We start from the raw sequence: 13,076 nt of genomic DNA on the forward strand, positions 1-13,076 counted from the left end.
GGGTAAATCATCACCCCCCGCCCTGCGGGCCCACGGTCTAGCATCCGCGGGTGCCCCCCGCCGAGCCCCGCCGTCCTGCCCGTCCCACCCGTACCTCCCGTCCCGCCGGCTCGCCCCGCGACCGCGCGGGCGAGGACGGCGACGTCGCCCTGGTCCTCGACGCGGGCGGCGCCCGCTCGGCCTACCAGGTCGGCGTGCTGGAGGTCCTGCTGCCGGAGCTGGAGCGTCGCGGCGTGCACCCGACGCTCCACCTCGGCACGAGCGCCGGCGCGCTGCTCGCCGCGGCGCTCACCTCGACCGCGCACCTCGACGCCGAGGAGCAGGTCGAGCGCCTCGTGGCCACGCTGGACCAGGCCACCAAGCGGCACGTGATCCGGCCCCTGTGGCAGCAGGTGCCCGTCGTCGCGCTGCGCTACGCCTCCGAGACGCTGGGGCTGTCGGTGTTCCGCCTCCGGGGCCTCTTCGGGACGGGGCCGCTGGCGCGCACCCTGGGCCGCGCGATCAGCTGGGACTCCCTGCACGACAACCTCGAGCAGGGGCGGGTGCACGCCCTGTCGATCGTGGCCACGGCCGTCCGTACCGGCGAGGTCGTGATGTTCACCGAGACCGACCCGGACCACCGGGACCTCCCCGGGCCCGAGACGCCGGACGGCTACCGCCGCTTCGTGCGGACCCACCTGGGCGTGGAGCACCTGATGGCGTCCTCGGCGATCCCGACGCTCTTCCCGTCGGTGCGGGTGGAGTCCCCCGACGAGGCCGCGGGCTGGTACGCCGACGGCGCCACCCGCCGGCGGGTCCCGCTGGCCCCCGCGCTCGAGCTGGGGGCCGAGCGGGTCGTGGCCGTGGGCACCGGGAGCCTGCACCCCCGCACCGCCGACCCGGTGCTCGACCGCACCCCGGTCGACCTCGGCGACGGCGGGGCGACGCTGCTCGGCTCGGTAATGGACGACCCGATGCGCCACGACCTCCGCCGGCTCGCCGAGACCAACGCGATGGCCGCCGACGAGGACCTCCGCCCCGCGCTCGACCGGCACCGCGCGTCGCGGGGCAGGCCGCCGTACCGGGTGGTCCCCTACGTCGCGATCGCCCCCGAGCGCGGCGACGCGCTGGCCGACACCGCGCTCGAGGTGTTCCGCGAGAACCACAAGTCCTGGCGCGGCACCCTGTCCGACCCCGACCTCCAGGTCGTGCACCGGTTGCTGGGCAGCGACAGCCCGCTGCAGGGCGAGCTGCTGAGCTACCTGCTCTTCGACCCCGACTTCTTCGACGCCGCGCGGGACCTGGGCCGCCGCGACGGGCGGACCTGGCTGGCCGAGCACCCCGACCTGTGGGAGACCGGGCCGATCCAGGCCCCGGCCGGCTGAGCCGTACTCGACGGGCAAGTTTCGAACATGTCGGCCTTCGCAAAGGCCGACATGTTCAGAAGTCCCCGGCCGACCGGGGACTTCAGCACCCTCCACCCGGCCCACCTACGCTGGCCCGATGAGCAGCACCACGATCGCCATCGGCGCCCACGTCGACCAGACCGACCCGCTGGCCGAGGCCCGCGAGCGGGGGGCGCCGCTGGTGCAGATGTTCCTGGGCGACCCGCAGGGCTACGCCGGCCCCGAGGTGGCGTACGCCGGCGGCGCCGCGGCGCTGCGGGCCGACGCGGAGGCGGCGGGGGTGGACCTCTACGTCCACGCGCCCTACATCGTCAACGTCGCCACCACCAACAACCGGATCCGGATCCCGAGCCGCAAGCTGCTCCAGAAGCACGTCGACGCCGCGGCCGAGATCGGCGCGAAGGGCCTGGTCGTGCACGGCGGGCACGTGAACAAGGCCGACGACCCCGAGACCGGGTTCGACAACTGGCGCAAGGCCGTCGAGGCCACCGACCTCAAGCTCCCGCTGCTGATCGAGAACACCGCCGGCGGGGACAACGCGATGACCCGCTACCTCGAGCGGATCGGGCGGGTGTGGGACGCGATCTCCTCGGCCGAGGGCGCCGACATGGTCGGGTTCTGCCTCGACACCTGCCACGCCCACGCCGGCGGCAACGACCTCACCACGGTGGTCCAGGACGTGCTGGCGATCACCGGGCGGATCGACCTGGTCCACGCCAACGACAGCCGTGACGAGTTCGACTCCGGCGCCGACCGGCACGCCAACTTCGGCCAGGGCCGGATCGACCCCGACCTGCTGGCGCAGGTGGTGCGCGACGCCGGCGCCCCGGTCGTCTGCGAGACCCCCGGCCCGGCCGAGGCGCACGTCGCCGACTTCGCCTGGCTCCGCGACCGCCTCTGACCCGCCCGGTCGGGCCCACCGCCCCGGCGCCGGTAGCCTCGATCCGTGCCTGCCGCCCTCACCGTCCGACCCGTCACCGAGGACGAGCACCTCGCCCACCTGCGCTCGCGCCCGTCGGCCAGCTTCCTGCAGACCCCGGCCTGGGGCCGGGTCAAGAGCGAGTGGCGCCGTGAGTCGCTGGGCTGGTTCCGGGCCTCGCCCGACGGTGCCGAGGAGATGGTCGGCACCGCACTGGTCCTCTACCGCCAGCTGCCCAGGGTCAAGCGGTTCCTGGCCTACCTGCCCGAGGGACCCGTCCTGGACTGGGACGACGCCGCCGACGACCTCGCCGCCTGGCTCGACCCGCTGACGGCCCACGTCAAGAAGCAGGGCGCCTTCGGCGTCCGGATCGGCCCGCCCGTCGTCACCCGCCGCTGGAGCGCGCAGCAGGTCAAGGACGGCGTCGCCGACGCCGGCACCGCCCGCCTGGCCGACCTGGCCCCCTCGGTGCGCGAGCCGCTCGGCGCGGCCGTCGTCTCGGGCCTGCGCCGGCTCGGCTGGCGCCACCAGGGCGCCGAGGGCGGGTTCGCCGCGGGGCAGCCGCAGTACGTCTTCCAGGTCCCGCTGGTCCACCCCGACGGCACCGCCCGCACCGAGGACGAGGTCCTCAAGGGCATGAACCAGCTCTGGCGCCGCAACATCAAGAAGGCCGCCAAGGAGGGCGTCGAGGTGACCACCGCCGACGTCGGCGACCCCGCCGGGCTGGCCGACGAGCTGGCCGCCTTCCACGCGCTCTACGTCCACACCGCCGAGCGCGACCACTTCACCCCGCGCCCGCTGTCGTACTTCCGCACGATGGCCGAGGCGCTCGGCGCCGAGGACCGCGACCGGTTCCGGGTCTTCGCCGCCCGCCAGGAGGGCGACCTGGTCGCCTCGACCGTCGCGATCCGGGTCGGCACCCACGCCTGGTACTCCTACGGCGCCTCCTCCACCGAGAAGCGCGAGGTCCGCGGCTCCAACGCCGTGCAGTGGGCGATGGTCCGCGACGCGCTCGCCGCCGGCGCCCACGTCTACGACCTGCGCGGCATCACCGACACCCTCGACCCCGAGGACTCCCACGTCGGCCTGATCCAGTTCAAGGTCGGCACCGGCGGCGAGGCCGTCGAGACCGTCGGCGAGTGGGACCTCCCGCTCAACCGGGTGCTCTACCGCGCCTTCGACCTCTACATGAGCCGGCGGTGACCGCATGAGCCTGACCCTCCACGTCGACGGCGCCCGGTGGCGCGCCCACCTCGACGCCGTCGCGACCGCGAACCCTGGCCTGACGCCCGTCGTCAAGGGCAACGGCTACGGCCTGACCCTGCCCCGGCTCGCCCGTCGCGCCGGCTGGCTGCGCGACCAGGGCCACGACCTCGACACGATCGCGGTCGGCACCTACTCCGAGCTCGAGACCGTGGCGAGCCGGTTCGACGGCGACCTGCTGGTGCTGACCCCGTGGCGGCCGTTCGGGCCCGAGCTCGAGCTCGACGAGCACCTCGAGCGCCGGGTCGTCCACACGGTCGGGCGCCTCGAGGACCTGGTCGACCTGCTCGACCGGCACCCCGCCGCCCGGGTCGTGCTCGAGCGACGCACCAGCATGCTGCGTCACGGCTTCGACGCCGACGGGTTGCGGGCCGCCGGCAGGCTGCTGCGCGGACGACGTACGGCCTCCGTGGCCGGCGTGGCGTTCCACCTCCCGCTCGACCAGGGCTCGCACCTCGCCGAGGTCCTGCGGCTGATGGACGACGTGGTCGCGGCCGACCTGCCGACCCGCACCCTATGGATCAGCCACCTCTCGGCCGACGAGCTGGCCACCCTGCGCAGGACCTACGCGGACTACGTCGTGCGGCCCCGGGTCGGCACCGCCCTGTGGCTCGGCGACCGCGGCGCGCTGCGGGTCACCTCGACCGTGCTCGACGTGCACCCGCTGCGCCGCGGCCAGGTGTACGGCTACCGCGGTCGTACCGCGCCCCGCGCCGGGCACCTGCTGGTCGTCAGCGGCGGCACGGCCCACGGCATCGGGCTGACCGCCCCGGCCGGTGAGAGCCGGCTGCGCGCCCGCGCCGCCGTCCTGGCACGCGGCGGCCTCGACGCCGCCGGCCTGGCCCGCTCCCCGTTCACCGTCGACGGCCGCCAGCGGCTCTTCGCCGAGCCCCCGCACATGCAGGCCTCGATGCTCCTGCTGCCCGCCGGCGCCCGGGTGCCCGAGGTCGGCGACGAGCTGGACGTCCGGGTCCGCTACACCACGACGTCGTTCGACCGCGTGCTGGTGGACTGACCCCGGGCCCGCGCCGGCAGCGTCAACGGCTCCGTGCGGGCCACCGGGTCCCGGTGCGGCCGCCACACGTCGCGGACCACCACGGCGGCGAGGTAGAGCTCGCAGAGCATCCGCAGGACGATCCCGAGCCAGTAGACCGGGGCGTCGTACGCCTCGCCCTCGCCGGCCGCGCCCGGGCGGAGGTAGCCGCCGAGGTACCACCAGATCACCGCGAAGTAGAAGACCTCCCCGGCCTGCCACACGAGCTGGTCGCGCCAGCGCGGACGCGCCAGCGCCGCCAGCGGCAGCAGCCACAGGACGTACTGCGGGGAGTAGACCTTGTTGACCAGCAGGAACCCGACCACGACCAGCAGGCCGAGCTGGGCCAGCCGGGGCGGGGACGGGGCCAGCAGGCCGAGCGCCGCGACGCCGAGGCACCACACGACCAGGAACGCCTGCGAGACCAGGTTGATCGTGCCGGCCGAGAAGGTCACGTCACCGACCTGGGAGACCACCGTCCACACCGAGCCGAGGTCGGCGCCCCGCTCGGCGTTGAACCCCCAGAAGACGCCCCAGGCCTCCGGCCCGGTGAGGTACGCCGGGGCGTTGGCCAGCAGCCACGCGCCGGCCGCCCCGCGACCACGAGACCGGCGTCGCGCCAGCGCCGCGCCCGCACCAGCAGCACCAGCGCCGGTCCCAGCAGCAGCCCGGGGTAGAGCTTGGCGGCGGTGCCCAGCCCGAGCAGCACCCCGGTCAGCAGCGGGCGCCCGCGCGACCACGACCACAGCGCCGCCGCGACCAGCGCCACGGCCAGCAGGTCCCAGTTGACCAGCCCGGTCAGCGCCAGGGCCGGCGAGGCGGCGAGGACCGCGGCGTCCCAGGGTCGGCCGGGGTTCGCCCGGGTCAGGAACCACGCCGCGGCCAGGGTCAGCAGGGCCAGGCCGAGGGCGTTGACCACGGTGAACACCACGACCTCGCGCGCCACCTCGGGCTGGCCGAAGAGCTCGTCTGCCGGGGTGGCGTACCGCGGGGCGAGGTCGGGGAAGCCGACCACCGCGTGGGTGGCCCAGCTCGTCGCCCAGGCCCAGTAGGAGATCCCGACGGGGTACTCCATGGCCTCGAAGCGGTCGCGCACCCCGGCGTCGTCGGAGTAGGGCCACTCGTGCTCGACGAAGCCCCGGCCCGTGTAGAGGTAGGGCAGGTCGGAGTAGCACATCGCCGAGTAGCGGGTCTCGCCGTCGGCCCACGCGTCGGCGGCGCACGGCGCCTTCTGCAGGGTGCCGAGCGCGAAGGTCAGCGCGGCCAGCAGCAGCACCACCGCGGTGGGGTTCCACCACCGGCTGCGGGCGGCGCGGGGCCCGACCGGGCCGCCGACGCCCTCGCTGAGGGCGGCGACCACGGGGTCGTCCTGGGTCGGGTGGACGTGGCGGGCCACCCGACCCCGGTCAGTCACGCCGGTTCGCCGGGTCCTGCTCGGGCGCCTGCCCGCCGCCGCCGCCACCGCCGCCACCGCCACCGCCGCCACTGCCGCCGGGCAGCGGAACGGGGGCCGACGTGGTCGGGGTCGGGGTCGGCGTCGGGGTCGGGGTGGGCGTCGTCGGGGTGGGCTCCGGCGGTGCGCTGGTGGTCGGCGTCGGCGTCGGCTGCTGCGTCGGGGTCGGGGTCGGCGACGGCGGGGTCGGCGCCTGCGACGTGGTGGGCGGCGGGGCCGGCGGGGCGCTCGTGGTCGGCGCCGGCTCGGGCGCCTCGGTCGCCACGTCGTCGCTGTCGTCGGGGGCGTCGCCGTCCACGTTGGCCGGCGGCGGGAACTCCTCGACGGCCGTGCCCTCGAGCGCGCGCTGCATCACCGCGAGCCACGTCTCGGCGGGGTAGCCCGACCCGAAGTACGTCGGCAGCCACCCGTCGAGCGCGTCGTCGCCGTCACCGCGGACGTACATCACCGCGGTCGCCAGCTGCGGGGTGTAGCCCACGAACCAGGCCGACGACACCGCGTCGTCGTCGTTCGTGGCCGTCCCGGTCTTGCCGGCGGCGGGGCGGCCCAGGGGCAGCACGGTCTGACCGCTGCCGTCGGCGACGACCTCCTGCATCGCGTAGGAGACGTCGTCGGCGACCGGCTCCGCGACCGCCTCCTCCGTCGAGGAGCGGTGGGCGTACAGCTCCTGGCCGTCGGCGTCGGTGACGCTCTCCACGACGTGGACGTCGGCCTGCTGCCCGCGGTTGGCGAAGGTGGCGTAGGCGTTGGCCATGTTGATCGGGCTGACCCGGGCCCGGCCCAGGGTGAGCAGGGTGTCCTCGTCGGTCAGGTCGACCGAGGTGCTCGGGATGCCGGGGAACTGCTCGGAGGCCTTGCTCGGCGGGATCCCGACCCGGTTGGCGGTGTCGAGGATCTGGGCCGGGCCGTCGGGGATCCGCACGCTCATGTCGACGAAGGCGGTGTTGACCGAGTCCTCGAGCGCGGCGACGGCGTCCACGGCCGAGCCGTAGTCCTCGCCGAGCCCGTCGGGCCCGGTGCCCTCGTTGCGGACCGCGAGGCCGCCGGGGAACTCGTAGGGGGAGTTGCCCTCGAAGGTGTCGGTGAGCGAGAAGCCGTTCTCGAGGGCGGTGGCCAGGGTGACCGGCTTCATCGTCGAGCCGATCATCCCGCCGGTGGCGGCCCAGTTGATCTGGGAGTCCAGGAAGTCCTGGCCGCCGTAGAACCCGCGCAGCGCCCCCGTCCCGGGCTCGACCGAGGCCACGCCGATGTGCAGCTGCTCGTCGCCGAAGCCCTCGGGCCTGGCCTCCAGCGCCCCCTCCTCGGCCGCCTGCATCGCCTGGGTCGTGAAGGTCGTGGTCACCCGCAGCCCCTGGCCGTCGATCTCGGACTCGCTGAACCCGAGGGCCTGCAGCTCGTTGCGGACCAGGCGCAGCATGTGGCCGGACTGCCCGCCGTACGCGTCGTCCGCCTCGATCGCGGGGAACTCGGGCAGCCGGCGGGCGGCCTGGTCGGCCTGCTGCTGGCTGATGTCGCCGACCTCGGCCATGTTGCCCAGGGTGTACCGGTAGCGGCTCGCGAGCTCGCGGCGGTTGTCCCTGCCGTTGGCCGGGTCGAACCGGGTGGGGTTGTTGATGACGCTGGCCAGCACCGCCGACTCGCGCAGGTCGAGCTCGGCCGCGGGCTTGGCGAAGAACGCCTCGGCGGCCGCCTCGATGCCGTAGGCGCCGCGCCCGAAGTAGATGGTGTTGAGGTAGCCCTCGAGGACCTGCTTCTTGGACTGGCTGCGCTGCACCTTCAGCGACAGGATGGCCTCCTTGACCTTGCGCTCGAGGCTCTGCTCCTGCGTCAGGTAGAGGATCTTCACGTACTGCTGGGTGATCGTCGAGGCACCCTGGGTGTCGCCGCCCTGGGCGTTGTTGAACGCCGCCCGCACGATGCCGCGCGGGTCGATGCCCTGGTTGGTCCAGAACGTCTGGTCCTCCGCGGCGACCACGGCGTTGCGGACCGCCTCGGGCATCTGTGCGTAGGGGATGGAGTCGCGGTCCTGGGTGGCGAACTGCCCGATCTCCTCCTCCCCGTCGGCGTAGTAGACGTAGGAGGTCTCGGTGAGGAAGTCGGCGTTCGGGTCCGGGATGTCGATCGCGCGGTAGACGGCCACGAAGGCCAGCACCCCCACCAGCGCCCCGACCAGGCCGAGGACCAGGAACCAGCGGCCCACCCGCCACAGGCGGCTGCGGAAGGACCGCCGGGGCGACCCCGCGGTGGTCGTACGGCCCGTACGGCCCTCGGCCCGCGCGGGGGCGGGGCCCTGGGTCCGGCGCTTGCCAGCCAACTTCTCGTCTCCGTCACCTAGGGGAACGTGCTCGCCCGCCCGGCCGGCGCCGGAGGGCCGCTCCACTGTAGAGGCAGCACCACGCTCCCCCGGCGCTGCGGACGTGAGCCGGAGCACACATGTTCACCCCCGACACGACCTATCGGTGGTTTCGAGTGTGCGGATATATCGCTACGATGCATCGCATGGCACGTCGTGGAGAGACCATCGAGCTGGCAGTCCTCGGACTGCTGCACGAGGGACCCATGCACGGCTACCAGCTGCGCAAGCGACTGAACCTGATGCTCGGGTGGGGACGGGTGCTGTCGTACGGCTCCCTCTACCCGGCGCTGAAGAAGATGCTGCGCAACCAGCTCATCGAGGAGACCGCGGTCAGCGCGGCCGGAGCGACTTCGCGCCGACCCAAGATCGTCTACGAGGTGACGCCCGGCGGCACCGCCGAGTTCGAGCGTCTGATGTCGGAGGTGGGTCCGACCGCGTGGGAGGACGACAACTTCGACATCCGGTTCGCCTTCTTCTCCTCGACCGACATGGAGATCCGGCTGCGCGTCCTCGAGGGACGTCGCACCCGCCTCCAGGAGCGTCTCGACCGGGTCCAGGGCGAGCTCGCCATGACCCAGGCCGAGGTCGACCGCTACGCCGCCGAGCTCCAGAGGCACGGCGTGGAGTCGGTCCAGCGCGAGGTGCGCTGGCTGTCCGACCTGATCGACGCCGAGCGTGGCGTCGTCCGCACCCCAGACCCGGCCCCGACAGACCCGGGGCAGTGAAGTGAAGAAACGAGAGGAAGTCCCCATGGGATCGGTTCGAGTAGCCATCGTGGGCGTGGGCAACTGCGCCACGTCCCTGGTCCAGGGAGTCGAGTACTACAAGGACGCGGACCGCGGGGCAGTCGTCCCCGGCCTCATGCACGTCGTCTTCGGTGAGTACCACGTCTCCGACGTCGAGTTCGTCGCCGCGTTCGACGTCGACGACATGAAGGTCGGCAAGGACCTGTCCGAGGCGATCAACGCCTCGCAGAACAACACCATCAAGATCACCGACGTCCCGACCCTCGGCGTCGAGGTCCAGCGCGGCCCGACCCTGGACGGTCTCGGCAAGTACTACCGCCAGACCATCTCCGAGTCCGCTGCCGAGCCGGTCGACGTGGTCTCCGTGCTCCGCGAGACCCAGGCCGACGTCCTGGTCTCCTACCTGCCGGTGGGCTCGGAGGAGGCGGACAAGTTCTACGCACAGTGCGCCATCGACGCGGGCGTCGCCTTCGTCAACGCGCTGCCGGTCTTCATCGCCTCCGACCCCGTGTGGGCCAAGAAGTTCGAGGACGCGGGCGTCCCGATCGTCGGCGACGACATCAAGAGCCAGGTCGGCGCCACCATCACGCACCGCGTGATGGCCAAGCTGTTCGAGGACCGCGGCGTGGCGCTCGACCGGACGTTCCAGCTGAACGTCGGCGGCAACATGGACTTCAAGAACATGCTCGAGCGCGAGCGCCTGGAGTCCAAGAAGGTCTCCAAGACCCAGGCCGTCACCTCGAACCTCGAGGGCGAGCTCAAGGACAAGATCGACGACCGCAACGTCCACATCGGTCCCTCGGACTACGTCCCGTGGCTCGACGACCGCAAGTGGGCCTACGTGCGCCTCGAGGGTCGCGCGTTCGGCGACGTCCCCCTCAACCTCGAGTACAAGCTCGAGGTCTGGGACTCCCCGAACTCCGCCGGCATCATCATCGACGCGGTCCGCGCGGCCAAGATCGCCAAGGACCGCGGCCAGGGCGGCCCCGTGCTGTCGGCCTCGTCCTACCTGATGAAGTCCCCGCCGGTGCAGCTCAACGACGAGGAGGGCCGCCGACGCGTCGAGGCCTTCATCAAGGGCACCGACTAGGCACGAGGAACCCGTCGTACGACGAGGGCCCCGACGCGATCGCGTCGGGGCCCTCGCTGCGTCCCCCGGCTGCGTACCGGAGTGTCCGCGAGCGTCATCTCGGGGCGCCGCGAGCGTCATCTCGGCTGCCCGCGAGCGTCATCTCGGCTGGGCCTGCTCGGCGGCGCGGCGGAGCCGGAACGGCAGCGGGGGCTGGCCGAGCGGGTTGGCCCGTGCCACCTCGTCCATCGCGTTCAGCACGTTGCGCAGGTTGGTCAGCACCCCGCCGTACTCCGGCCACAGGCGGGCCGGCAGCCCGGCCTCGGTGAGGTCGTCGACGAAGACGTCCAGCCGCTCGCGGAGCTCCACCAGCGGCTGGTGGTCGGCGTCCTCGACCGCCTTGCCGCTCTCGTGCAGCAGCGTCACGAACCGGACCCGGAAGCCGTCGTCCCACTCCGAGCCGCTCTCGACGCCGAGGGACAGCGTCCGGGCCAGGCTGCGGCACTCCGCGATCGCCTGCTCCATCCGCTTCAGCAACGAGTGCCACGCGGCGGGGTCGCGCCAGCCGCGTGCCGAGCGGCGCGGGTTCAGCCGGGCGCTCTCGCGGGCCTGGCGCACCAGCGCCCAGGCGGCGTCGAGGTCGTCGTCGAGGTCGCGGGTGCGCTCCACCCACGCCGTGGCGTCCTGCGTCGTCACTCCGCGCCGCACCCCGTCGGCCATGTCGACCAGCAGGCCGCCGATCGCGTCGTCGATGGCGTCCATCGCCGCGATCGCGGTCCGTCGTCGCAGCGGCGGCCAGACCAGCAGGTTCACCCCGATGCCGACCCCGATCCCGACCCCGGTGTCGAGCAGCCGGGCCAGCAGGACGCTGTCGTCGTCGGAGAACCCGGTGGTGAGCACGACCAGGGCCGTGGCGGCCACGGTGGTCTCCTGGCCCTCGAGCAGGGCCACCGACCCGATCGCCAGGCCCACGGCCATCGCGACCGCGACGCTGGCCACGTCCAGGCCCAGCGCCTGGCCGGCGGCCGAGGCGACCAGCACGCCCAACACGGTGGCGGCGACCTGCCGCCCGCCCTGCGACAGCGTCCGGTAGACGGTGGAGTTGACCACCAGCAGCGCCGCCCACGGGGCCAGGAAGGCCTGCTCCAGCCGGAAGACGCTGGTGGCCAGCACCCAGGCCAGGGTCGCGGCCAGGACGGTCTTGGCCAGCTGGGTGACGTCGGTCCAGAACACGGCGTCGTGCAACCGTTCGCGCCACCAGGTCGTGGACCAGACGTGCGGGGTGCGCCGACCGACCTCCGCGGTGGTCACGTCCTGCCCGTGGGTGCTCACCCCCGTGCCTGGTCGTCGGGGCGCTGCTGGTCGGCCCACCAGGACTGCAGCGCGGCCCGGGCCTCCTCGGGGGACTTCGGGCCCTCCTCGAGACGCAGGTCGAGCAGGTGCCGGTAGGCCAGCCCCACCTCGCGGCCCGGCCCGATGCCGAGCACCTCCATGATCTGGTTGCCGTCGAGGTCGGGCCGCAGCGAGGCCAGTTCCTCCTCCTCCGAGAGCCGGGCGATCCGCTCCTCGAGGTCGTCGTAGGTGCGCCGCAGCCGGGCCGCCTTGCGCTGGTTGCGGGTCGTGCAGTCGGCGCGGGTCAGCACGTGCAGCCGCTCGAGCTGGTCCCCGGCGTCGCGGACGTAGCGGCGTACCGCCGAGTCGGTCCACTCCCCGGAGCCGTAGCCGTGGAAGCGCAGGTGCAGCTCGACCAGCTGCGTCACGGCGTCGGTGTCGTCGTTGGAGAACCGCAGCGCCTTCATCCGCTTGCGGGTGAGCTTGGCGCCGACGACGTCGTGGTGGTGGAAGGTCACCGTCCCGTCGTCGAGGAACTTGCGCGTGCGCGGCTTGCCGACGTCGTGCATCAGCGCCGCCAGCCGCGAGACCAGGTCGGGCCCGCCCCCGGGCAGCCGCTCCTCCAGCTCGATCGACTGCTCGAGCACCGTCAGCGTGTGCTCGTAGACGTCCTTGTGGCGCTGGTGCTCGTCGCGCTCACGCGCCAGGGCCGGCAGCTCGGGCAGCACCCGGTCGGCCAGGCCCGTCTCGACCAGCAGGCTCAGCCCGCGCCGGGGCCACCGGCCGCAGATCGTCTTGACCAGCTCGTCACGGACCCGCTCGGCCGAGACGATCTCGATCCGGTCGGCCATCGCGGTCATCGCCGCGACCACCTCGGGGGCCACGTCGAACCCGAGCTGCGAGGCGAACCGGGCCGCGCGCATCATCCGCAGCGGGTCGTCGGAGAAGGACTGCTCCGGGGTGACCGGGGTGCGCAGGACCCGGTCCGCCAGGTCGACGATCCCGCCGTACGGGTCCTCGAACGCCCGCCCGGGCCACCGCACCGCCATCGCGTTGACCGTGAAGTCGCGCCGTCCCAGGTCGCCGGCGAGGGTGTCGCCGTAGGCGACGTCGGGCTTGCGGGAGTCCGCGTCGTAGGCGTCGGTGCGGTACGTGGTCACCTCCACCTGCCACGGCCCCTTGCGGCAGCCGATCGTGCCGAACGCGCGCCCGACGTCCCACGTCACGTCGCCCCACCGCTCCAGGATCCGCTCGGTCTCGTCCGGGAGGGCGGAGGTGGTCAGGTCGAGGTCGGTGTGGGCGCGGCCGAGCATGGCGTCGCGCACGGGCCCGCCGACCAGGGCGAGCTCGTGGCCGGCGTCCTCGAACGCCTTGCCGAGGCCGTCCAGGACGGGACGGAGCCGGTCCAGCTCGGCGTCGGCGGTGCGCTGCACCTCGACCATCTGCAGGGGGGCGGGTACGGGGTCGGGCACGGCCGAGCAGTCTACGGGCTGCGGCGCCGGCCGCGTACTCCTCGAGCC

11 protein-coding genes are annotated in these 13,076 nt (G+C 73.5%); 6 read left to right on the forward strand and 5 right to left on the reverse strand.

What is annotated here, in order from left to right; translation table 11 throughout:
- Positions 1 to 50: 50 nt before the first annotated feature.
- The 4 genes from ENKNEFLB_RS22115 (at position 51) to ENKNEFLB_RS22130 (ending at position 4,582) form a co-directional block, all read left to right on the forward strand.
- Positions 51 to 1,364 (forward strand): patatin-like phospholipase family protein, encoded by a 1,314-nt coding sequence (locus tag ENKNEFLB_RS22115; RefSeq protein ID WP_214057310.1) that lies wholly within the window; start codon positions 51 to 53, stop codon positions 1,362 to 1,364.
- 118 nt (positions 1,365 to 1,482) lie between these two features.
- Positions 1,483 to 2,286 (forward strand): deoxyribonuclease IV, encoded by an 804-nt coding sequence (locus tag ENKNEFLB_RS22120; RefSeq protein WP_214057311.1) that lies wholly within the window; start codon positions 1,483 to 1,485, stop codon positions 2,284 to 2,286.
- 45 nt (positions 2,287 to 2,331) lie between these two features.
- Complete coding sequence (locus tag ENKNEFLB_RS22125) at positions 2,332 to 3,507, forward strand: lipid II:glycine glycyltransferase FemX (protein WP_214057312.1); 1,176 nt, start codon at positions 2,332 to 2,334, stop codon at positions 3,505 to 3,507.
- A gap of 4 nt (positions 3,508 to 3,511) precedes the next feature.
- Positions 3,512 to 4,582 (forward strand): alanine racemase, encoded by a 1,071-nt coding sequence (locus ENKNEFLB_RS22130; RefSeq protein ID WP_214057313.1) that lies wholly within the window; start codon positions 3,512 to 3,514, stop codon positions 4,580 to 4,582.
- Here the strand turns inward: ENKNEFLB_RS22130 and ENKNEFLB_RS22135 are convergent.
- The 3 genes from ENKNEFLB_RS22135 to ENKNEFLB_RS22145 are packed head-to-tail and all read right to left on the reverse strand — an operon-like array spanning position 4,543 to position 8,367.
- Positions 4,543 to 5,055: a hypothetical protein gene (locus tag ENKNEFLB_RS22135; protein ID WP_214057314.1), complete on the reverse strand. Its 513-nt coding sequence runs from the start codon at positions 5,053 to 5,055 to the stop codon at positions 4,543 to 4,545. The genes ENKNEFLB_RS22130 and ENKNEFLB_RS22135 overlap by 40 nt on opposite strands.
- Positions 5,052 to 6,014, reverse strand: a complete 963-nt coding sequence (locus ENKNEFLB_RS22140; protein WP_214057315.1) for a glycosyltransferase 87 family protein — start codon at positions 6,012 to 6,014, stop codon at positions 5,052 to 5,054. The genes ENKNEFLB_RS22135 and ENKNEFLB_RS22140 overlap by 4 nt, the downstream gene beginning before the upstream one ends.
- Positions 6,007 to 8,367 carry a transglycosylase domain-containing protein gene (locus ENKNEFLB_RS22145; RefSeq protein ID WP_246535744.1) on the reverse strand — a complete coding sequence of 787 codons (2,361 nt, stop codon included), beginning with the start codon at positions 8,365 to 8,367 and terminating at the stop codon, positions 6,007 to 6,009. The genes ENKNEFLB_RS22140 and ENKNEFLB_RS22145 overlap by 8 nt, the downstream gene beginning before the upstream one ends.
- A gap of 185 nt (positions 8,368 to 8,552) precedes the next feature.
- Here ENKNEFLB_RS22145 and ENKNEFLB_RS22150 point away from each other — a divergent pair, with 185 nt between their 5' ends.
- The gene (locus tag ENKNEFLB_RS22150) at positions 8,553 to 9,134 is read left to right on the forward strand and encodes a PadR family transcriptional regulator (protein ID WP_214057316.1); all 582 of its coding nucleotides are present in this window, start codon (positions 8,553 to 8,555) and stop codon (positions 9,132 to 9,134) included.
- Between the two features lie 25 nt (positions 9,135 to 9,159).
- Positions 9,160 to 10,245, forward strand: coding sequence for an inositol-3-phosphate synthase (locus ENKNEFLB_RS22155; RefSeq protein ID WP_214057317.1), 1,086 nt, complete (start codon positions 9,160 to 9,162; stop codon positions 10,243 to 10,245).
- 138 nt (positions 10,246 to 10,383) lie between these two features.
- On the opposite strand, the gene ENKNEFLB_RS22160 is transcribed toward ENKNEFLB_RS22155, so the two are convergent.
- Together ENKNEFLB_RS22160 and ENKNEFLB_RS22165 are read right to left on the reverse strand one after the other, a co-directional pair.
- The gene (locus ENKNEFLB_RS22160) at positions 10,384 to 11,556 is read right to left on the reverse strand and encodes an FUSC family protein (RefSeq protein WP_214057318.1); all 1,173 of its coding nucleotides are present in this window, start codon (positions 11,554 to 11,556) and stop codon (positions 10,384 to 10,386) included.
- Positions 11,553 to 12,998 carry a CCA tRNA nucleotidyltransferase gene (locus tag ENKNEFLB_RS22165; RefSeq protein ID WP_214059682.1) on the reverse strand — a complete coding sequence of 482 codons (1,446 nt, stop codon included), beginning with the start codon at positions 12,996 to 12,998 and terminating at the stop codon, positions 11,553 to 11,555. The genes ENKNEFLB_RS22160 and ENKNEFLB_RS22165 overlap by 4 nt, the downstream gene beginning before the upstream one ends.
- Positions 12,999 to 13,076: the final 78 nt, after the last annotated feature.

The organism is Nocardioides aquaticus, assembly GCF_018459925.1.
Taxonomy (GTDB): domain Bacteria; phylum Actinomycetota; class Actinomycetes; order Propionibacteriales; family Nocardioidaceae; genus Nocardioides; species Nocardioides aquaticus.